Source organism: Chryseobacterium foetidum (assembly GCF_025457425.1).
GTDB classification, from domain to species: Bacteria; Bacteroidota; Bacteroidia; order Flavobacteriales; family Weeksellaceae; genus Chryseobacterium; species Chryseobacterium foetidum.
Genome location: NZ_JAMXIA010000001.1, coordinates 2,207,686 through 2,229,139 on the forward strand (window position 1 = coordinate 2,207,686; position 21,454 = coordinate 2,229,139).

The 21,454-nt window shown below is 38.0% G+C and carries 20 protein-coding genes and 1 pseudogene; 15 read left to right on the top strand and 6 right to left on the bottom strand.

Annotated elements, in window-relative coordinates; all coding sequences use genetic code 11:
* Positions 1-44: 44 nt before the first annotated feature.
* The gene (locus NG809_RS10425) at positions 45-1,589 is read left to right on the top strand and encodes a protein adenylyltransferase SelO (protein WP_262150411.1); all 1,545 of its coding nucleotides are present in this window, start codon (positions 45-47) and stop codon (positions 1,587-1,589) included.
* Between the two features lie 70 nt (positions 1,590-1,659).
* Positions 1,660-2,931 carry a DUF6080 domain-containing protein gene (locus NG809_RS10430; protein ID WP_262150413.1) on the top strand — a complete coding sequence of 424 codons (1,272 nt, stop codon included), beginning with the start codon at positions 1,660-1,662 and terminating at the stop codon, positions 2,929-2,931.
* A 56-nt stretch (positions 2,932-2,987) separates the two neighbouring features.
* Here NG809_RS10430 and NG809_RS10435 read toward each other — a convergent pair whose 3' ends face one another.
* Complete coding sequence (locus NG809_RS10435) at positions 2,988-3,521, bottom strand: SPOR domain-containing protein (RefSeq protein ID WP_262150415.1); 534 nt, start codon at positions 3,519-3,521, stop codon at positions 2,988-2,990.
* A gap of 185 nt (positions 3,522-3,706) precedes the next feature.
* On the opposite strand from NG809_RS10435, the gene NG809_RS10440 reads away from it, so the two are divergent.
* The 11 genes from NG809_RS10440 (at position 3,707) to ribH (ending at position 16,596) form a co-directional block, all read left to right on the top strand.
* Positions 3,707-5,074: a c-type cytochrome gene (locus NG809_RS10440; RefSeq protein ID WP_262150417.1), complete on the top strand. Its 1,368-nt coding sequence runs from the start codon at positions 3,707-3,709 to the stop codon at positions 5,072-5,074.
* A 23-nt stretch (positions 5,075-5,097) separates the two neighbouring features.
* On the top strand, positions 5,098-8,169 hold the full coding sequence (locus NG809_RS10445; RefSeq protein ID WP_262150419.1) for a TAT-variant-translocated molybdopterin oxidoreductase: 3,072 nt from the start codon (positions 5,098-5,100) through the stop codon (positions 8,167-8,169).
* A gap of 26 nt (positions 8,170-8,195) precedes the next feature.
* Positions 8,196-9,593 carry an NrfD/PsrC family molybdoenzyme membrane anchor subunit gene (gene nrfD, locus NG809_RS10450; RefSeq protein ID WP_056083549.1) on the top strand — a complete coding sequence of 466 codons (1,398 nt, stop codon included), beginning with the start codon at positions 8,196-8,198 and terminating at the stop codon, positions 9,591-9,593.
* Positions 9,580-10,101: a DUF3341 domain-containing protein gene (locus NG809_RS10455; protein ID WP_056083551.1), complete on the top strand. Its 522-nt coding sequence runs from the start codon at positions 9,580-9,582 to the stop codon at positions 10,099-10,101. Before nrfD ends, NG809_RS10455 begins: the two co-directional genes overlap by 14 nt.
* Positions 10,094-10,792 (top strand): c-type cytochrome, encoded by a 699-nt coding sequence (locus NG809_RS10460; RefSeq protein WP_262150423.1) that lies wholly within the window; start codon positions 10,094-10,096, stop codon positions 10,790-10,792. The genes NG809_RS10455 and NG809_RS10460 overlap by 8 nt, the downstream gene beginning before the upstream one ends.
* Positions 10,793-10,800: 8 nt before the next feature.
* A complete protein-coding gene (locus NG809_RS10465) occupies positions 10,801-12,132 on the top strand; it encodes a quinol:cytochrome C oxidoreductase (protein ID WP_262150425.1) in 1,332 nt (443 codons plus the stop codon).
* A 259-nt stretch (positions 12,133-12,391) separates the two neighbouring features.
* Positions 12,392-13,408 carry a hypothetical protein gene (locus NG809_RS10470; RefSeq protein WP_262150427.1) on the top strand — a complete coding sequence of 339 codons (1,017 nt, stop codon included), beginning with the start codon at positions 12,392-12,394 and terminating at the stop codon, positions 13,406-13,408.
* Between the two features lie 158 nt (positions 13,409-13,566).
* On the top strand, positions 13,567-14,748 hold the full coding sequence (locus NG809_RS10475) for a hypothetical protein (RefSeq protein WP_262150429.1): 1,182 nt from the start codon (positions 13,567-13,569) through the stop codon (positions 14,746-14,748).
* Positions 14,748-15,284, top strand: a complete 537-nt coding sequence (locus NG809_RS10480) for an adenine phosphoribosyltransferase (RefSeq protein WP_262150431.1) — start codon at positions 14,748-14,750, stop codon at positions 15,282-15,284. Before NG809_RS10475 ends, NG809_RS10480 begins: the two co-directional genes overlap by 1 nt.
* An 82-nt stretch (positions 15,285-15,366) precedes the next feature.
* Positions 15,367-16,077 carry a YfgM family protein gene (locus NG809_RS10485; protein WP_262150433.1) on the top strand — a complete coding sequence of 237 codons (711 nt, stop codon included), beginning with the start codon at positions 15,367-15,369 and terminating at the stop codon, positions 16,075-16,077.
* 3 nt (positions 16,078-16,080) lie between these two features.
* The gene (gene ribH / locus NG809_RS10490) at positions 16,081-16,596 is read left to right on the top strand and encodes a 6,7-dimethyl-8-ribityllumazine synthase (RefSeq protein ID WP_262150435.1); all 516 of its coding nucleotides are present in this window, start codon (positions 16,081-16,083) and stop codon (positions 16,594-16,596) included.
* A 33-nt stretch (positions 16,597-16,629) separates the two neighbouring features.
* On the opposite strand, the gene NG809_RS10495 is transcribed toward ribH, so the two are convergent.
* Genes NG809_RS10495 through NG809_RS10505 form a run of 3 tightly spaced genes read right to left on the bottom strand, consistent with a single transcriptional unit; the run spans position 16,630 to position 18,458 of the window.
* Entirely contained in the window at positions 16,630-17,790 is a 1,161-nt protein-coding gene (locus NG809_RS10495) for a glutathionylspermidine synthase family protein (protein WP_262150437.1), read from the bottom strand.
* A 9-nt stretch (positions 17,791-17,799) separates the two neighbouring features.
* The gene (locus NG809_RS10500; RefSeq protein ID WP_262150439.1) at positions 17,800-18,132 is read right to left on the bottom strand and encodes a hypothetical protein; all 333 of its coding nucleotides are present in this window, start codon (positions 18,130-18,132) and stop codon (positions 17,800-17,802) included.
* A complete protein-coding gene (locus NG809_RS10505) occupies positions 18,132-18,458 on the bottom strand; it encodes a hypothetical protein (protein WP_262150440.1) in 327 nt (108 codons plus the stop codon). The genes NG809_RS10500 and NG809_RS10505 overlap by 1 nt, the downstream gene beginning before the upstream one ends.
* Positions 18,459-18,523: 65 nt before the next feature.
* Between NG809_RS10505 and ypfJ the strand changes: the two are divergent.
* Positions 18,524-19,371 (top strand): annotated as a pseudogene (ypfJ, locus tag NG809_RS10510) (KPN_02809 family neutral zinc metallopeptidase).
* 206 nt (positions 19,372-19,577) lie between these two features.
* Positions 19,578-20,336, top strand: a complete 759-nt coding sequence (locus NG809_RS10515) for a type III pantothenate kinase (RefSeq protein ID WP_262150441.1) — start codon at positions 19,578-19,580, stop codon at positions 20,334-20,336.
* Positions 20,337-20,405: 69 nt separating this feature from the next.
* Here NG809_RS10515 and NG809_RS10520 read toward each other — a convergent pair whose 3' ends face one another.
* Both NG809_RS10520 and NG809_RS10525 read right to left on the bottom strand, forming a co-directional pair.
* A complete protein-coding gene (locus NG809_RS10520) occupies positions 20,406-20,837 on the bottom strand; it encodes a nucleoside deaminase (RefSeq protein WP_262150443.1) in 432 nt (143 codons plus the stop codon).
* Between the two features lie 55 nt (positions 20,838-20,892).
* The gene (locus NG809_RS10525) at positions 20,893-21,441 is read right to left on the bottom strand and encodes a DUF3575 domain-containing protein (RefSeq protein ID WP_262150445.1); all 549 of its coding nucleotides are present in this window, start codon (positions 21,439-21,441) and stop codon (positions 20,893-20,895) included.
* Positions 21,442-21,454: the final 13 nt, after the last annotated feature.

The window sequence follows — 21,454 nt, forward strand, 5'->3', positions numbered from 1 at the left end:
ATCGGGAGGTCTTTTTTTATGAAGTTTTTGGTTAATTTTGAACTATGAATCTCGATCAGATAAAACAACCTTTCACAGAACAGTTTCCGGGAGATTTCTCAGGAAACACCATGCAGCGACAGACCCCTAAAATGCTTTTCTCAATTGTTGAACCTTCAGGTTTTGAGAACCCGGAGCTGATTTTATTTAATCAAAAATTATCTGATGAAATCGGTCTCGGAGAATTTAGTGAAAAATCTGATTTAAATTTTTTGGTCGGAACAGATTTGCCTCAAAATATAAAAACCTATGCAACCGCTTACGCCGGACATCAGTTTGGAAACTGGGCAGGTCAACTCGGTGACGGAAGGGCGATCTTTGCCGGAGAAATTGAAAACAAAGAGGGTAAAAAGTTTGAAATTCAATGGAAAGGTGCGGGAGCTACACCTTATTCAAGACATGCTGACGGAAGAGCTGTCTTGAGATCATCCGTTCGGGAATATCTGATGAGTGAAGCAATGTTTCACTTAAAAGTTCCTACCACGAGAGCTTTAAGTTTGGCTTTATCCGGAGAAAATGTAGTTCGCGACATCATGTACAGCGGAAATCCTCAATATGAAAAAGGTGCCGTGGTGATCAGAACTGCTGAAAGTTTTTTGAGATTCGGGCATTTTGAACTTCTTGCGGCTCAAAAAGAAACCGAAACTTTAAAAAAACTTCTTGATTTTACCATTGAAAATTATTTTCCTGAAATAAAATCTGAGGGCGCAGAAAAATATCAGGAGTTTTTTAAAACAGTTTGTACAAAAACTGCAGATCTGATGGTTGAATGGTATCGGGTCGGATTTGTACACGGTGTGATGAATACAGATAATATGTCGGTTTTAGGTTTAAGTATCGACTTTGGTCCTTATTCGATGTTGGATGAATATGATTTAAATTTCACTCCAAACACCACCGATTTGCCTGGCAGAAGATATGCTTTCGGAAAGCAGGGACAGATTGCCCAATGGAATCTCTGGCAACTCGCCAATTCGCTGTTTCAGGTGATTGAAGATGAAAAATTTTTGGAGAAAACATTAAACGAATTCGGAACTTACTTCTGGACAAAACATGATGAAATGTGGTGCAGAAAATTCGGATTTGAAAAACTGATTTCCGGTGACGATGATTTCTTTTCGTCATGGCAAAGTCTGATGCAGGAACTTTCATTAGATTACACACTGTTTTTTAACGAACTCGAAAGTCATTTGAACCAAAAAATAACTTCTGAACAGCTTCAAAAAATTTCTTACGGATTGATTGACGATGAAAATCTTGAAAAATTTAACAAATTTTTATCTGAATATGAGAAAAGGTTATCAAAAAACTCAATTTCTGCGGAGGAATCAAAAAAGCTGATGCAGGAAAACAATCCGAAATTCACTTTGAGAAATTACCTTTTGTATCAATGCATCGAAGAACTGGAAGAAGGCAAAAGAGATTTACTTGAAAAACTGATTATCGCTTTGGAAAACCCTTATGAGGAAAAATTTCCTGAATTTTCTGTGAAAAGACCGGATGGCTTTGAAGGCGTGGCGGGCTGTTCGATGCTTTCGTGCAGTTCATAATTTGAATTTAAACCTTTAAGATTTCGTTAAAGACTTTTGTAAATCCTATTTTTGCAGAAATTTATAATGAATGTCTATTAAATCAAAACTCATTCACTTTTTTAAAATGATCTTTCCCTCCACATTTATGGAGCTGGGAATTTTCATTTTTTCCCTTGCCACTTACGGGATTTTCGGAACTTTTTTGGCGCAGCATTACAAAATAGTTTTCGACAGCAGAATTCCGTGGGATGCGTATTTCAGTTTTGATAACAAAGCAATTGTGATGACGGGTGGAAGCTTTGAACGACATCCGCTTTCATGGTATTTTTTCAACTGGATCAGAGAATTTATTTTCCTTTTCACCAACGGAAAAATGGGAATGGAGTTCAGACTTTTTCTGGTTTGGATCAGCAATTTTATTGTGAGCCTGAGCATTGTTCAGGTCTATAAATATCTAAAAAACATTGTTCAGACGCCACTGTTCGTGAATTTGCTTTTGGTTTTGTTCTTCAGTCTTTTTTCAACGTGCATCCTTTTATCATTCACTCCTGAAACATATACTTACACCTTACTTTTACTTACTGCATTCAATTATTATTCAGCCGTAAAACTTAAAAGAGATGGTAACATTTCCGGACTTTCGTTGGTTTTAGGATCAACAGTCGTTGGAGGTTTAACCGTGACAAATATTGTTAAAATATTCATCCCTGTTTTATTTGAAAAAGACCTTTTCAAAAACTGGAAAAAATTTGGATTTGCTGTATTGAGGGTTGGGATTTCATGTGTGATTTTTGTTTTACTGTATTTGAACAGAATCAATTTTAAATATGAAAATATTCTGTCAAAATCTGGTGAGCAGTACGAAAAGTTCTCGAATGTAAATTCCACTCCCGTTTGGGATATGATCTATTCTTACTTTTTTGGCGGAAATATTCTGTTTCCAGGCTTTTTTATCAGAGAAAAACACAATATGCAAGGCTTTTATTACAAAGCTTTGTTCATGGATGTGTACACTTCTGCTGTTCCGTATATTTTCATCGGATTATTACTTCTTTTGATATTTTGGAGCTATTTCAGAAATTTCAAAAACAAACTCGTGCAGATTCTGATGATTTCTTTTGCTGTTGACATCGCAATTCACTGCGTTTTCAGATTTGGGCTTCATACCTCTTACATTTACGGCGGTCACTTTGTTTTTGTCTATCCAATGCTTTTGGGATGGTTGTTTTTCGCATACAAAAATCAACCGAAAATGCTTTCATTTTTAGGTTGTTCAATCGTTATTATGACCGTTTATTTAGGCTTCAATAATTTCTATCGAATGTCAGAATTCTTCGATTTTGTAAACCGATATTATTAACAAAAAACGTCTGCAATTTTCACTGCAGACGTTTATATTTTTAAATTAAATTTTTCTTATTTGGCTTCAGAACAGAAGATTCTGTACTGAACTGAGGTAGCAGATTTAAAATATTCCCTTACTCTTGAAAGATCGCCTGAAGCACTTTGTTTAGAGAAATAACTTCCTGCTAAAATTTTATAATTTGGTCTTAAAGAAGCATCAGTTTCCACTTTCAGATTAGGAAATCTCTTTCTGAAATAGGCTTTTACCTCATTAGCCTCTTCATTCGATTTTACTGTAGTAATTAGAATTTTAAAACCTAAAATTCTCGGGTTTTTTGCACAGATTTCAGCTTTTGTCAGTTCACGGTTCGGAACATAAACTTTAGCCGGTTTTCTCACTTCGCTGTCGGAATCTTCAAAAGATTTTCCATACGTAGTTTTCTCGCAACGCTCTTCCAGATTGCCCAAAGCATCACTAACTCTGGAGTCCATTGTTAAAACAAGCTCGGTTCCGGAGATTGTATCTTTCTTTACAACTTGCTGTGCGTCAATAGTATTAAGACCACAAGCGGCAAGAACAGAAAATGTAGCAATAATTTTTTTCATTTAAAACCTTGTTTCTGCAAAGTTATAAATAATAAAAAACATAGCAAGCACGGTTATTTAGAATAGTTACAAATTAAACGGAAATGACATTTTACCTTTTACAGCAGTCGTTAAAATCTTCTTAAAAATCTTATTTTTGCGGGATTGATTACAAATTCAATAATTACTAATATAAGATAATTTAAATGATTAGTTGGAGAAAGCATTACAAAAAAACGTTGATTGCAATTGGTATGTTGCTGTCGACAAGTGCTTCAATTTACGGGCAAGATGGCGATCCTAAAGCAGGTGAGACACTTTTCAAAGCAAATTGTACAGCATGTCACGCTTTAGACAAGCAGGTGGTTGGACCGGCACTGAAAGGTGTGGTAGAAAGACTGAAGTCTGAGCAGGGCCTGGATACAGAATGGCTTCATAAGTGGATTAAAGACAACAAGGCACTTAGAGCTTCAGGCGATAAGTATGCCAATGAAGTTTATGAAAAATTCAATAAGACTGAAATGCAGGTCTTTCCAAATCTTTCAGAAACGGATATTGATAACATCTTAGCTTATACATCCAATCCTCCGGCAGAAGAGCCAAAAGAGGAAGCTGCACCAGGTGCTCCCAATGCTAACGGTACTGCTGCTGCAGCTCCAGCTGATAAAAGCGTTACAACAATCATGATTATATCACTTTTGGCAATTGCCGGACTTTTAGTTTGGATTTTGCTGAAGTTGAGACAGTTGGTAAAGCTGGGTCAGTCTGACGAATTATCTGATTACAATCAATCTAAAGTAAAATCTTTCAGCGAAATCTACGAGAAATACCACATGGTGGGTAAAGGACTTCTTGCAATTCTTGCAATCCTTGCTGCTTACGGTGTCTGGAACTGGATTATGTGGATTGGCGTTTATAAAGGTTATAAGCCGGAGCAACCGATTTATTTCTCTCACAAAATTCACGCAGGAGAACAGAAAATCGACTGTCAGCTTTGTCACTCAAGTGCAAAATACGGTAAGGTATCTGAAATTCCTTCAATGAACGTTTGTATGAACTGTCACAGAACTATTTCTGAGTACAACAAAGATCATTACATGGAGCCAGGAAAAGACAAGGCATTCTATGACGGAGAAATCCAGAAGATATATGCTGCTACCGGTTGGGATCCTGCCGCACAGAAATACACAGGAAAAACAGAACCTGTAGAATGGACGAGAATTCACAATATGCCGGATTTCGTTTACTTCAACCACTCTCAGCACGTTGTTGCCGGAGAAAAAGCAATCATCAATTCTTTCAACAAGAAAAATCCTGATAGCAAAATCGATGTAGTATGTAAAGCATGTCACGGTAAAATTGATACCATGAACGTTGTACAGATGGCGAATGATTTCACAATGGGATGGTGTATCGAATGTCACAGAACTACGGAAATAGATATGACCAACGGTTATAATAAAGATTACTTCAAAAATCTACACGATAAGTTGAAAAAACAATATCCTCAGGATGGTGGTAAGATCACGGTAGATGCAATTGGAGGTCTTGAGTGCGGTAAATGTCATTATTAATAACTAAAAAATTAGAAGTATAAATGGCTTCAAATAAAATACAATTCAGAAGTATTCACGAACTTAAAGACCCTGCCTTAAACGGTAAGTTGGCTCTTAAGGAGTTCCAGGAAGAAATTCCGGTAGAAGATTTTCTCGACAAAGCGGAAACCAGCGATGCAAGTACAACCAGAAGAGATTTCCTAAAACTTTTAGGTTTCTCAACTGCGGCGGTAACTTTGGCAGCGTGTGAAGCTCCGGTAATCAAAACGATTCCTTATGTAGTAAAGCCACATGATATTATTCCTGGGGTTCCAAATTACTACGCTTCAACATATTTTGACGGTTTCGATTTCGCCAGCGTTTTAGTAAAAACCAGAGAAGGAAGACCAATCAAAATTGATCCGAACCCGGCAGCCGGCGATTTAGGTAAAACTAATGCAAGAGCTCAGGCAGCTGTACTTTCGTTGTATGACAATGATAAAGTAAAGCAACCGAAACTGGACGGGAAAGACGAAACTTTCGACAAAGTAGATGATTTCGTTATCAAAGGATTAAACGAGGCTCAGGCTTCAGGTAAAAAGATTGTTCTTTTATCTCAGTCTTTCGCTTCACCTACTTTCAAAAAATTATTTGCTGAATTTAAAGCAAAATATCCGACTGCAGAGTTGGTAACTTACGATGCTTTCCCTCACAATGCAGCTTTAGATGCTGCTCAGGAAGTATTCGGAACAAGAGCTTTACCTGTTTATGACCTTAAAGGTTCTGAGTTGGTAGTAGCTTTCCAGGCAGATTTCCTGGGAGATTTTAATGCTGCAAGCCTTGAAACTTCTTATGCTTCTGCAAGAACTCCGGGAGCAACAATGTTAAGACACATTCAGGTAGAATCCAATATGTCTTTAACCGGTGCCAATGCCGATTCAAGATACAGATTAAAGCCAAGTGCTGTAAACAAAACTTTGGTTGAAGTTTACAACGCTATCGTTGGAGGAACTGCTCCGGCTGATAAAACTGCAGCAGAAATCGTGAAAGAACTTCAGGCTAAAGGAAGCAAAGCTGTTGTATTTGCTGACGGATCTAAAGCTGCTCAGGTTTTAGCACACTTAATCAACCAAAAATTAGGTTCTGTTGCTTTCACTGGTAAGGCAAACTTCCTGAAAGAATTTGACAAAGCAAGATTTGAAGAGTTCTTAGGATGGGTAAACGGTGGACAGGTTGGTGTTTTAATCACAAACAATGTAGACCCTATTTATTCTTACCACAAAGGTCAGGACTTCAAAAAATCTTTGGCAAAAGTACCTTACATCGTTGCTGTTGCTGATAAGAAAAACGAAATGTATAAAGCAGCGAAAGCTGTAATTCCTGTAGCCAACTGGTTGGAGTCCTGGGGAGACATGGAGCCTCAGACAGGTGCTTATACATTAATGCAGCCAACGATCCAGAAAATTTACAAATCAAGACAGATCGAAGAATCTTTATTGGTTTGGAAGAATGGAAAAAACAATGCTGCCAATAACTATTACGATTATTTAAAAGCTAATGCAGGTTCTCTTTTAGGAGGGACTTCATTTAATAAAGCTTTATATAACGGTTTTGTAGCTTCTACAAATGCAACAATGCTTTCTTACGCTGGTGGAAACGCTGGTCAGGCATTAGCTGAATTAGGAAACTTCAAACCTGCTGAATTAGAATTGGTATTGTATACCAAGACTGCAATGGGAGACGGAACTCAGGCAAACAACCCTTGGTTGCAGGAATTACCGGATCCAATTACAAGAATGTCATGGGATAACTATCTGACTATTTCTCCTAAAGATGCTGAAAAGTTTGAGATTAAAAATGATCTAAACGCTAGAATGCAACTTGACGGTTCTTATGTAAACCTTACAGTAAACGGAGTAAAATTAGAAAACGTTCCTGTCTTTGTACAGCCGGGTCAGGCAGAAGGATCAGTAGGTCTTGCTGTTGGATACGGAAAGAAAAATTCAGGGGCAACTGCTGATACAGGAGTAAATGCTTATCCTCTATTTGATGGATCAAACCTTGTAGTTTCAGGTGTAAAAATTGAAAAAACAGGAGAAGACCACGAATTTGCGGGAGTTCAGCTTCAAAATACTTTAATGGGTCGTTACGAAATCGCAAGAGAAGTTCCTTTGGCAGATTTCATCAACGTACCTTTCGATGATGAGCACAAAGGATGGAACAAGCCTTTGGAATATCACACGATCAGCGGAGCTCTTCCAGCTGCAAAAATTGACCTTTGGGATGCTTTCGACGATACAGACGGGCCTCACTTTAACTTATCTGTTGACCTGAACTCGTGTACTGGTTGTGGTGCTTGTATCATCGCCTGTCAGGCTGAAAACAATGTTCCTGTAGTAGGAAAAGAGGAAATCAGAATGTCAAGGGATATGTATTGGTTGAGAATTGACCGTTACTATTCTTCAAAAGAAACATTAACTGTTTATGATGGTTTAGCTCAGGATAAAGCCGTTCCGGAATTATATGGAAGCAAAGTTCTTGGAATCGAGGGATCTTTAGAAAATCCTGCAGAAAATCCGGACGTAATCTTCCAGCCGGTAATGTGTCAGCACTGTAACCACGCACCTTGTGAAACTGTTTGTCCGGTAGCGGCGACTTCACACGGTAAGCAGGGACAGAACCACATGGCTTATAACAGATGTATCGGTACAAGATACTGTGCAAACAACTGTCCTTATAAAGTAAGACGTTTCAACTGGTTTACTTATAACTTAAATGACCGTTTTGATTTTAATCAGAATAACGATTTAGGTAGAATGGTATTGAATCCGGATGTTGTTGTAAGAACAAGAGGGGTAATGGAGAAATGTTCTATGTGTATCCAGGAAACTCAGGCTACAATTTTAGCTGCGAAGAGAGAGAACAGAAGAGTAACAGACAACGAATTTAAAAATTCTTGTGCCTGTGCAGCTGCTTGTTCTACCGGAGCAATGACGTTTGGAGACATGAATGACAAAGAGTCTGAAGTTAGAAAATTATATTCTAGTAACAGAAGATATCATTTACTTGAAGAGATCGGCACAAAACCAAACGTGTTCTATCACACTAAAGTAAGAAACAGAGTAGAAAAATAAAGTTATAAATAATAAATAGGTAAAAAATGTCAGGACATTACGAAGCTCCGATAAGAGAACCTCTAATTATTGGTCACAAAACTTATCACGATATCACTGAAGATATTGCACGACCTATCGAAGAAAGAGCAGGAAAACTATGGTGGATTTCACTATATGCAGCCTTAGTTCTTTTCATCTACGGATTTGGCTGTATCGCATACACTATCGGAACAGGTATTGGATCATGGGGGCTTAACAGAACTATTAACTGGGGTTGGGATATTACCAACTTCGTATGGTGGGTAGGTATTGGTCACGCCGGTACGCTGATCTCAGCAGTATTATTATTATTTAGACAGAGATGGAGAATGTCTGTAAACAGATCTGCAGAGGCGATGACGATCTTTGCGGTTGTACAGGCAGCTTTGTTCCCGGTAATTCACATGGGTAGAGTTTGGGTAGGATATTGGGTTTTCCCTCTTCCTAACCAGTTTGGTACACTTTGGACCAACTTTAACTCTCCGCTATTCTGGGACGTATTTGCAATCTCTACTTATTTCTCAGTATCTACAGTATTCTGGTTTATAGGTTTGATTCCTGACTTTGCAATGATCAGAGACAGAGCAAAAACGCCTTGGACCAAAAAAATCTATACATTACTGTCTTTCGGATGGGGTGGAAAAGCAAAACACTGGCAGAGATTTGAAGAAGTATCTTTGGTTTTGGCTGGTTTGGCAACTCCACTTGTATTCTCGGTACACACTACGGTATCATTTGACTTCGCAACTTCAGTTATAAAAGGATGGCACTCTACGATCTATCCTCCTTACTTCGTTGCGGGTGCGATCTTCTCAGGATTTGCAATGGTACAGACGCTATTGTTGATCGCAAGAAAAGTATGTCACCTTGAAGACTACATCACCATGTATCATATCGAAATTATGAACATCGTAATCGTATTGACAGGTGGTATGGTAACTGTAGCTTATGCAACTGAATATTTTATCGGATGGTATTCTGGTTCAAGATACGAAGACTTTACTTATCTTTCTCCGGGTGCTGCAGTAGGACCTTACTGGTGGGCATTCTGGGCATTGATTATCTGTAACCTTGTTGTTCCTGCATTATTCTGGTTCAAGAGAGTAAGAACAAACATCATTGCTACATTTATTATTGCTTTAATTATCAACATCGGTATGTGGTTTGAGCGTTTTGACATAATTGTAATCAACCTTTCGAGAGATTACCTTCCAGGATCTTGGACGATGTTTAAACCAACCATCATTGACGTTGGAGTATATTTGGGAACAATCGGATTCTTCTCTGTATTATTCTTATTATATGCAAGAACATTCCCTGTAATTGCACAGGCTGAATTGAAGAGTATCTTAAAAATTTCAGGTGAAACCTATAAAGTAAAAGAAGGAGATGAGCACCACTAAAATTGTATACGGACTTTATGCTGATGACGACGATTTAATGAACGGCGTTAAAGCATTCAACGATAAAGGGATCTCTATAAACGAAGTTTATACTCCTTTCCCTGTTCACGGCCTTGATAAAGCTTTGGGATTAAAGAAAACAAGAATTTCTGATGCCGCATTTATCTTCGCACTTTATGGTGTAACCATTGGTATTACTTTATCATGGTACATTATGAACCATGACTGGCCACAGAATATTGGTGGTAAGCCGGCATTCACATGGGTAAACAACTTCCCTGCTTTCATCGACCCGATGTTTGAATTGATGGTTTTCTGTACTGCTCACATGATGTCATTAACTTTCTTTGTAAGAAATAAAATGTATCCTGGAGCTCCGGCACAGAATCCTGATCCAAGAACTACTGACGATAAATTCTTAATGGAGTTTGTAACAGACGATGTAGAATCTGTAAAGCAGCTTCTTATTGAGACCGGTGTAGAAGAGATAACTGTAAAAGATGCTTAAGATGAAGAATAATATTTTAAAAATTACAGCCGTTTTAGGTCTTTCAGCAGTATTATTTACTTCCTGCGGACCGAAAGATAATACACCCTTGGTATATTTCCCGGATATGTATTTTCCTGTAGCTTACGATCCTTTGATGAAGGCTCAGGATGCTTATTCAGATCATGAAAATGAAATTCCTGCTTTTGTAAAAAATAACGGTGCCACAGGTCTTTCTCCTGTAGAAGGTTCAGTTGCCCAGAATAAAGACGGTATTTTCGCTGAAGGTAAACTTCCAAAAAATCCGGACGAATACAACGCTGGTTATGATGCTTCTAAAACAGTAAGTACATCACCTTTGAATCCTGCAAACGCTGAAAAAGATATCGAAAGAGGAAAGTTCTTATTTGAGCGTACCTGCGCAGCCTGTCATGGTACAGGAGGTGATGGTCAGGGACCAATCGTTCAGAGCGGAGCCTATGCCGGTGTACCAAATTATGCAGACAGAGAAATTACTGTAGGATCTGTGCATTATGTATTAACTAACGGTAGAAATGCCATGGGATCTTATGCAGGACAGCTGAACCCTGGCGACAGATGGAGAGTGGCGATGTATGTGATGAATGCTTTCAAAAAAGGAGCAGCAACACCAGCAGCAACTCCGGCGGCTACACCAGCAGCAACTACTGAATCTACTGAAACTAAAAAATAAGAAAAGAAATGTATAGTTTTTCACCAAAATTAAAATCAACTTCTCTCATACTTCTTGTTGTAGGTTTGGTTCTTTTCGCAGCCGGGTATTTCATGAATAGCGGTTTATCTACTGAGAAAATAGAACACATGATGGAGGCAGTACATGCCTCAGGTCATGATGCACCTACGCATTCAAGCCAGCAGGTGGGTCCTCAGGATCACGAAGCTCACCTTGAGCATGCAACAATGCAGATTCACAATTCGCCATTGGCATCTATTCATTTTGTAGCTGTATTTTTCTTCGGAATCAGTGCTGCAGTATTGTTTTTCTACTGTATTCAGCATGCAGCTCATGCAGGATGGCCAATTATCATCACGAGAGTAATGGAAGCTATTGCTTCATATATTCCTTACGGTGGAGCAATATTAATTATCATCATGATTCTTAATATTACACATCAGGGACATTTATTCCACTGGATGGATCCGGATTTAACAGATCCTACGTCAGCACACTTTGATGTGATCCTGTTTGAAAAGAAAATTTTCCTGAATATTCCTTTCTACGCAATCAGAACATTTATCTATGTTTTGGGAGCATCATTCTTTGCTTGGAAACTGAAAGCTCAGTCTAAAAAAGTTGATGATACAAAATCTTTGGTTGAGTATCAGTTCCTTTACAGATGGGCAGTTGGTTACATCGCATTCTTCGGATTTGCTTCTGCAGCATGGGCTTGGGACTGGTTGATGTCTATTGACCCTCACTGGTATTCTACAATGTATATCTGGTATTCAATGGTTAGCTGTCTTTCAAGTGGTGTTGCGGTTATTATTTTATTAAGTGTTTATCTTAAGAAAAATGGTTTCCTTCCACAGTTTAATGACAATCACTTGCATGACTTAGGAGTATTCCTTTTCGCTACAAGTTTACTTTGGACGTATACATGGTTTGCACAGTTCATGTTATACTGGTATGCAAACATTCCGGAAGAGGTAAATTATTTCTTCGGAAGATTCCAGCACTATTCACCTACTTTCCTTCCGATGTTGGTATTCAACTTCCTTTTACCTTTATTGGTATTGGTGAGCAGCAGCATCAAGAGAAATTACAAAGTAGTAACTACAATGGCTTGTATCGTAATCTTCGGTCACCTTTTGGATTATTTCAACATGGTAATGCCGGGAACAGTGGGTCCTTTCTGGAAAACACCTGAATTGCTATTATTGGTAGCCGGAGCGGTATTATTTGTGGTAGGATTATTTATGTTTACAGTGCTTTCAGCATTATCTAAACTAAAATTAATTCCTACAGGTAACCCTTACCTACACGAATCTGAAATTTACGAATATCCTTTCTAAGGTTTCGTTACAGAATATAATTACAAAAGACTGGTCTTCGGATCAGTCTTTTTTTGTGCTGAATTTTTGGGTGGATGTTGGAAGATGAATGCTGGAAGTTATCTATCGCTCATAATGAAAACTTATTTTTGTACTCTTAACAAAAAATAAATCTACCGTAACAAAAGCTAAATTGAGAGCACTCATTAAATAATTATAAACTCAAGACAACTATTCCGGATTTTCTGCGTCTTTATAATAAACATTAAAAAAGCTAACTATGAATTTTAAAGTCAAAACTTCCTTTCTTCTACTTTTTGTACTGAATTTTTTCTTTGCACAAACCATCACTTTCGTTTCTGAAAGAAGCGGGCAACCACTTACCAAAGTCTCTGTTTTCGGCAAAGACGGAAATATTTTAGGATTCTCGGATATTGATGGTAAAATTGAGAAATCTGCAATTAAACCTGAACAGGAAAAATTTAAACTCATTTATGATAATTTAGTATTGGCAGAGCTTTCTTATGCAGAAATCAATAAAGATGTTGTAAAACTGAATGATAAAGTAAGAGAAATTGAAGCTGTTGTCATTAAAAAATCAAAGCCGGCCAAATATCTTTTCATTAAAGGAAATTTTAATGCTTATGTGACAGTCAACAATAAGCTTAATTGTTATGTAGACGGTGTTGCGACCTATGTTTTCGATAATAAAACAAGAAAGGTTAAAGACATTCATGTGGAACAGTACCGAATCTTCCGACTTGAAAGTGCTACCAATGAGAAGAAAGAAACCGGATCTTGGGATTACAATTCTTGGTTGGAAATGCCAAAAATGAAGAATGTCGGCAACTATGAAGACTATCAAACCCGAAGATTTAAAATAAAAGAACTTAAAGGTACATTCAAAGACGAGATTGAAGTGACCGGAGAAGCTTTTCAGGAAAAAGAACTTGCGTTCCTAGGATACAGAGTTTTCGATATGAGATCAATTATGAATCTGTCCTTTGAAAAAGAATCAAAAAAACAGCTGAAAGATTTTACGGAATACAACGAAATTATGTTTGTTAAACTTAAACACAAAAGCGAAGCAGATTATAATCAGGCGATTGTTTACAAAAATTTCTATCCGACAGAACTGGATTATTCCGACAAAGACAATGTGCAGGAAGTAAAATACAACAAAAACCAGAGCAACTACAGTACAAAATACTGGGAAGATCCTTCGTTTCCGAATATGCAGACTGTTTTCAGCTCGTTCTTTAAAGATGATTTGAAGGAAAAACAAAACGCAAAATAAAAAAACGCTTCATATAAAAGGTTTTATTTAAATTTGCAACAAACCATCATTCAGCAAAAGCGCTGTGATTTGTAAATACAAACACAATGAAGATACTGTGATGGCGTAACTTGTTCCGATTATTCGGGATGAATTTAAAAAACGATAAATAGCTACATATGAAAAAGGTTAGATTTTTTTTACTTATTGCCGGTCTTGCACTGTTTACAGCCTGTAAGAAAGACCATGTAGACGCAAGTTCCACACAGTCTTTGCAGTCGAGCATTAATGATATGACCTCAAGTCTGAATACGCTTCAGCAAATCAAATTCAATGAAGCTTTATATGTACTTAAAACTTTCGGTGTAGAAGCCGATGGTGATATCAACGAACTGAAAGCTTTAGGCAAGCTGATTGACGGCAAAAAAGTGCCTGAAATTCTCGCACTCGCCGATCAGGTAGCACAGAAAAACAGCATGGACTGGTCAAGCACCGCTCCGCCATCATTAGGCGAAATGGATATCTTCGGAGATCTGAATCCTAAGGAAGTTGATTCCAATGATGTGCGTGCAGGTTCTATCAACCTTACTACAAGATATTCAGGAGATACGGGAAGCGGCCCGACTGCCGTTCAGATCATTCCTAAATTAACAGATGCGTCCGGAAATCCAGTTTCTTTCAGTGGTGCTTCTTTGGAGGCTACTTTAGAGGTTTTCAATAATGGTGTAAAATTATCTACGGCAAAAAATATAATGGTAGATAATAATTTCAAAGGATTTTATCTGAAATTCTCTTCGCTTTCGGCAGAAAGGGTAACAGATGGTAAAATTGATATCACGGTATCGGTAAAAACATCCTCGAAGACTTTAAAAATGACAAAAATCGGTTTGGATGTTAATCCGGCTGCGCTTAAAATGCCTGCTCCACCGAAAATAGATTCTGCAGCAATTACAGAACCAACTTTTCCTGATGTTAATTCACCTTCAGGAACTCCGGTGGACCCAACTGCAACACCGGCACCTGCAACGCCGAAGCAGCCTGCAGCAGATCCGAAATCTACAGTGAGCAAATTTCTGAACAATGTAAGTTCACAAAATTTAAAAGCAGCATTTGATGCATCAAGCAACCCAAGCTGGGGAAGCTACGATTCATTTTCCAATGCAACTTCCGGTTTTGGAGCGGTGAAAAATGTTTCAGTAAAAAATATCAGCACAAACGCTTCCACACCAAATTCGGCAAGTGTAAATGCGACTTACGATGTTACCGATAAAAGCGGAAAAACAACTGCATTAAAAGTAACTTTCGGACTGAAAAACGTGAACGGAGACTGGAAAATTTCAAGCTACAAAATCAATCCTTAATGGCTTCTGAAGAACTGATCAAAAGATTAAATGAAACGATAGAAAACATTCCTGATTTTCCTATTGACGGAATTCAGTTTAAAGATATTTCGACTATTTTTCTCGATCATCAGCTTTATAAAGATGTAATTGAAGATTTTGTACAGTTCAGCAAAGGAAAAATCGATGCCGTCTGTGGAATTGAAAGCCGCGGTTATCTTTTCGGAATTGCGATCGCCTCAGCTTTGGAAGTTCCTTTCATTTTAATCAGAAAAGCAGGAAAACTGCCACCACCAGTCATTTCAGAAAGTTATGATCTTGAGTACGGAAGTGCTGTGATCGAAACCCGTCACGGACAGATCAAAAAAGGACAGCGCATTTTGATTCACGACGATCTACTGGCAACAGGCGGAACCACAGAAGCTGCTGCCAAATTAGTTGAAAAACAAGGAGCAAATGTTTCGCAGTTCAGTTTTTTAATTGGGTTGAAAGCCCTTCGCGGAGAGGAGAAATTAAAGAAATTTGATGCGGAAATTTACCGCATTTTAGAATATTAAAATTTAAAACTAATAATACTCGCAAAGTATTTTGTAAATCATTCAGAAACAATTAAATTTGCAGTTCAATTTTTAAGAATTTATGGCAAAATTGGGAAATAAGGCTCCGAACGAGCAGGAAGGTAAAGAAACAGTGGAATTCTTTAAAGACCTTGACAGAGAAGCTTTAAACACAGAAAGATTCCTTGAAAAATATTCAAAACCATTAGGTATTGCTTTTGGCGTACTTGTTTTAGGCGTTTTAGGATTCTTCGGATACCAACAGTTTGTGGTAGCTCCAAAAAATGCTGAGGCAGTAAAAACATATCTTTCTGCACAGAAAAATCTTACAGAAGGTAAAGATAAAGAAGCTTTAGGTGGAAAATCTGCGGCTAATCCAGGATTTTTAGGTACTTACAATGAGTATTCTTCTACTAAAGTGGGTAAACTGGCTGGTTACAATGCGGCTCTTTTAAAATTCAAGGAAGGAAAATATCAGGAAGCTTATGATCTGATGGATCAGTTTTCTTCAGACAACAAGACTTTGGAAGCAATGAAATATGGAGTAATGGCAGATGCACAGTCTGGTTTGAACAAAAACACTGAAGCTTTAAGCCTTTTAGACAAAGCAGTTTCTGCATCAAATGACCCTTATACAACGTATTATTTTACAAGAAAAGCTGGTATTTTGGCTTTAGGTTTAAAGAAAAATGCAGAAGCTAAAAAATATTTTACTACCATCGACGAAAAGTATCAGGATTACGACAACGGAATGTCTGATTCTTATATTGAAATGTCTAAATATTTAAACTAAAACATGGCAACAGTTAATCTTTCAGATTACAAGCCACTTCATATATCCAATGCCGAAGATTTTTCTATCGGCATTGTTTTTTCTGAGTGGAATGACTTTGTAACCTACAATCTTCGTGATGCAGCGCTTGAAATTCTTGAAAAAGAAGGCGTAAAAAAAGAAAACATCAGACTTTTTTCGGTTCCGGGAGCTTTTGAACTGAATTATGCAAGCATGCAGCTTTGCAAAGAACGTAAGTTTGATGCGGTAATTTCTATAGGATGCGTAATCCGTGGCGAAACGCCTCATTTTGATTTTGTATGTGATGCCGTGGCACAAGGAATTAAAGACTGCAATATTTTAACAGATACCCCAACTATTTTCTGCGTTTTAACTGATGACACCAAAGAACAGTCAATCGCAAGAAGTGGCGGCGACCTTGGAAATAAAGGCGTTGAAGCGGCGGTAACGGCTTTGAGAATGATTGATTTTAAAAAGAATCTTTCAGACAAAAAAGGAAATATTGGTTTCGGGAAATAATTCCTAAATCTTTAAAAATAACAAAGGAGCTTTTCACAGCTCCTTTTCTTTTATATACAGTTTGTTCTGATCAATTAAATGAGGCACAAACCGACTTTGATTATTCGTAATTAAATTGACACTTTCCCTGATGCCGATTCCGGCAGCCTCCTGACCGATGACCCAGCTTCCGATGACAGGATGATTTCCGTCGAAGTTGGGAAGATCAAACAACTGCTGATAGATGAAACCGGTTTTGCCATACTCGCCTTCATTTTTCTCCAACAGAACACTATTTTTGTGAATACTCACATTCGCTCCCTCCCGTGAATAGATTGGTTTTTTTACGAAACTCGTTAGAGTTCTCTGTTCAAAATAACACTCCAAAAGATAGGGGTGATTTGGATACATTTCCCATAAAATAGGCAAAATAGCTTTTGAAGAAAGAAGTATTTTCCATGACGGCTCGATCCATTGAGATCTGAAATTATTTTTAACTAATTTTTCACCAAAACCGTCATCCAAAATCCATTCGTAAGGATAAAGTTTGAAAATATATTCCATTACACTTCGGTCAGCCGCAATGAACTCTCCCACATCTTCCGCCCAGCCAATATCCTGAATCGGAATAAATTCAGTTTCAAAACCAGCCTGTGTAGCACAATCACGCAGATATTCCACATTGGTGACGTCTTCAATATTTGTAAGGGAAGCAAAATAAATATAATGCGGATCCATATATTTTTTAAGATACGTCCAGTAATCAACCAGTTTTTCATGGATGGAATTAAACTGATCTTTCCCCGGAAACATTTCCTGTAACCAGTACCACTGAATAACAGAGCCTTCGTAAAGAGAAGTCGGCGTATCAGCATTGAATTCAAGAAGTTTTAAATTTTTCCCGTCAAAACCAAAATCAAACCTTCCGTAAATCGAAGGATGATCTTCTTCCCAGCTCGTGACGATATATTTTCTGAAATATTCAGGAATATTAAACCTGTCCCAAAGATTCTTGTCGATAACATAATCTACAGCTTCCAGACACATCTGCCACAATTCTGCAGTTGCCCTTTCGATGGTGTTCACTTCATCCATGGAAAGTTCGTAATAAAGACTTTCATCCCAATACAAATCTTCCATAGAATGATATCCAAAACCTAAATTTTCAAGCTTGTGTTCCCAGTTTTTTCTGAATGGTGAGGGTATTCTTTTCATTTTTAAATTCTAAGATGATGCCCTGAAACCGCTTCTGCCCATTCCGCCACTTACTACATTTCCTTTGTATGTGCTTCTTCCGATATTCGATTTTGAACTGATGGCATCGCTGTAGTATCCTGTTCTTTGAAAAGCACCATTGCTGTAAGCCCCATACGGTCTGAAAGCGTGATACAGCAAAAGCCCTGTCATAAAACCATGCGACCTTGAATAAGACGCCGTGGAATCTGAACGCATATACACCTTCTTTTCGTTTTGTCCCTGCACTTTTGACGGTTCCTGAGAGCAGGCCGCCAAAATTCCGGTCACGAAAAGTAACTTTATAGATTTTGATTTTTTCATTACTGTACCGTGATATAAAATTCGTAATCTTTTTTCACTTTGGTATTGTGCTCATTTCCGTTGGCATCCTCCACCATTTGCAGAGAATCGCCCAAAGCAGGAATTGTATCTCTTTTGATGATTTCTTTGAAAAGTTTATTGTCTTTCCAGATTTTATGCTTGGTAATCAAAACATCGGCAGTATCGATGTGCTGTACAGAAAGCTCTGTTTCTACAGATGCTTTTTTATCTACATTTTGTACCTCATCTTCTTTCTCTTCGGTTTCTTCACAAGCTACAGCGGTCATCAAGCCAAAAATTAGAAGACAGAATTTAAATTTTCTCACTTTCGTTATATTTTTCTACAAAAATATTATTTAAAATTTTAAATTTACCTAAAAAAATAACAGATATGAAATGGACAAACGACAGAAGTGACAATGTAGATGACAGAAGAGGCCTGGGCGGTGGCGGAATGGCCGTGGGCGGAGGTCTTGGAACCATTATCATTGCAGCCATTGTTTTCTTTCTGGGAGGCGATCCTTCCGCAATTCTTTCTTCAGGAGGAGGCTCTCCACAGCAGACCGAACAAAGACAGCTATCCAAAGAAGAACTCAATGTGAGAAGTTTCATTCAAATGATTACTGCTGAAAATGAACAAACCTGGCAGAAAATTTTTGCCGAAAACAATATGCAGTATAAACCTGCAAAAGTAGTTCTGTTTGAAGAAATACTTCATCTGGCTGCGGAACAGCACAATCTGCGATGGGACCTTTTTATTGCCCTGCCGATCAATCGGTTTATATGGATATGAGTTTCTTCAATGAACTTCAGTCAAAATTCGGAGCCAAGGTTACAGAATTTACCATTGCCTACGTTATGGCTCACGAAATGGGACACCACGTACAAAATCTTTTAGGTGTTTTAAATGAAACCCATAATGCCAGACAAAGCGGCCGTTATTCTGAATCTGATCTCAACAAAATGTCTGTAGCTACCGAACTTCAGGCCGATTTCTATGCCGGACTTTGGGCAAGATACTCCAACGAGAGAGAAAGTTTCTTAGAACCCGGTGATTTGGAATCAGCTGTGGAAGCCGCAGAAGCCGTGGGCGATGACAATATCCAGAAAAGATCTCAGGGATATGTGAATCAGGAGAGCTTTACACATGGCTCATCTGCACAGCGTAAAGAATGGTTTATGAAAGGCTACAATTCCGGAGACATCAGACAGGGAAACACCTTCCAGCAAGTAAGATAACTTTTAGAACTTTGATTAAATATTTAAATCTGTGGAGTGTAATGCTTCACAGGTTTTTTTATGTAAACTTTAAAAAAAAGGACTACAAAAATTTTGAGATTGATAAGATGTTTGCAAAATTTGTTTTTTTCTGCAGCAAATCCTTACATTTAAACCGGAAAAATTAATATCAGCTTTTTGTAAGAACTGCTGAATAAACAAGAAGTATGAATTCAATCGTAATCAACGTTGGCAACAGCAATATCAGATTCGGACTTTTTAATGGTGACAACTGCGAAATTTCCTGGGTCATTAATACAAAACCTTACCGTACAGCCGACGAGCTTCACGGTCAGATGCTGATTCTTTATCAAACCTATAAAGTTGATCCTGAAAAAATCGGGAAAATCATCATCGGTTCTGTAGTCCCGCAGCTGACGAGGGAGATTAGCTCAGCAATAAGAAAAATCCATGGAATCATGCCCATCATGGTCGATCGAAATACACCTTCAGCGGTTGTTGCGAAGTCAAAACAAATGGGAACTGATATTTATGCCAATCTTGTGGCGGCTCACAACATGTATCCGGACAGAAAAAAAATCGTTCTTGATTTTGGAACTGCCCTTACGGCAAGCTGCGTCGCTGAAAATGGCGAATGTCTGGGTGTTATCATTGCTCCGGGCATTGTGACGGCTTTGAATTCACTGATCAGTCAGACCGCCCAACTTCCGGAAATTGAACTGGTAAAACCGAAATCTGTTTTGGGATTAGACACTGTTTCCTGCATGCAAAGCGGGATGGTCTACGGTTTTTTAGGAATGGTGGAAGGTTTCATCGACCGAATTAATGATGAAGTCAACGACGACTGTTTCGTTATCGCCACTGGTGGCGTTTCCCACGTTTACAAACCGTTGACGGACAAAATACATCTGGCAGATCGGCTTCATACTTTGAAGGGATTGTATTTTTTAGGGAAAGATATTTAACAAAGGTTGAGGTTAAGGTTGAGGTTGCGATGATTTTCTTCTAAACCTGAGCCTCATCCTTAACCTGGTTTATCTTTTCGATCTAAAAAACTCTTTTACAATCGCTGAGCATTCATTTTCCATAATTCCGGAGACGATCTCTGTTTTGGGATGAAGACTGAGGTTTTTGTTGATGAATCCGCGCTGCTCATCTCTGGCACCGATCACAACTTTTGAAATCTGTGACCAGCTCAATGCTCCTGAACACATGACACAAGGTTCCATCGTAACGTACAGTGTACAGTTGATGAGGTATTTTCCACCTAAAAAATTGGCGGCTGAGGTGATGGCCTGCATTTCTGCGTGAGCGGTAACATCGTTTAAGGTTTCAGTTAAATTATGAGCTCTCGCAATAATTCTGTCGTTTGAAACAATGACGCAGCCAATGGGAACTTCATCCTTTTCCAATGCGAGTTGAGCTTCCTGAAAAGCCATTTTCATAAAATATTCGTCTGTAAACATAAAAATAAAAGCTTAGTACAAAACTAAGCTTTTCAGGATATATTTTTTATTATAATTAAAATCTGTAACCAATGCCACCCATGATTTTTCCGGTAACAGGCTCAGAATAATTATTTCTATCTGTTCCAAATCTTCTGGCGATTCCGCCACTTGCTTCGATGACTAATCTTTCTTTAATTACCCATTTTCCACCAACGCCAAAACCAATACCAACTGTTGTTAGCTTCTCATCTCTATAATTAAAATTTCCATTGCTATAATAATCATATGAACTATAGCTATCAGTTGTAACAGGGATAAAACCCTCGAAAAAGAATCCTTGGGCATATTTTCCCCCCATATAATATCTAAAATAAGGAGAGAATTGCGTAAAATTATCTACATTATCATCTAATGTTATCATGGCATTCAAACCCACACCCATGTCTTTATTGAGAATTCTCTCATAAGACACGTTGATCATCGGTACTGCAATAAGAAGAATAGGATCCACGACGATGTCGTTTTTTCTTTCTGAGGCGGATTCCTGAGTGGAGTTTAGATCCTGTGCAAAAAGGTTTATTGCTGTAAATAAAACCGTTAAAATTGTAAAGAGTTTTTTCATGAAGTTTTTTTGC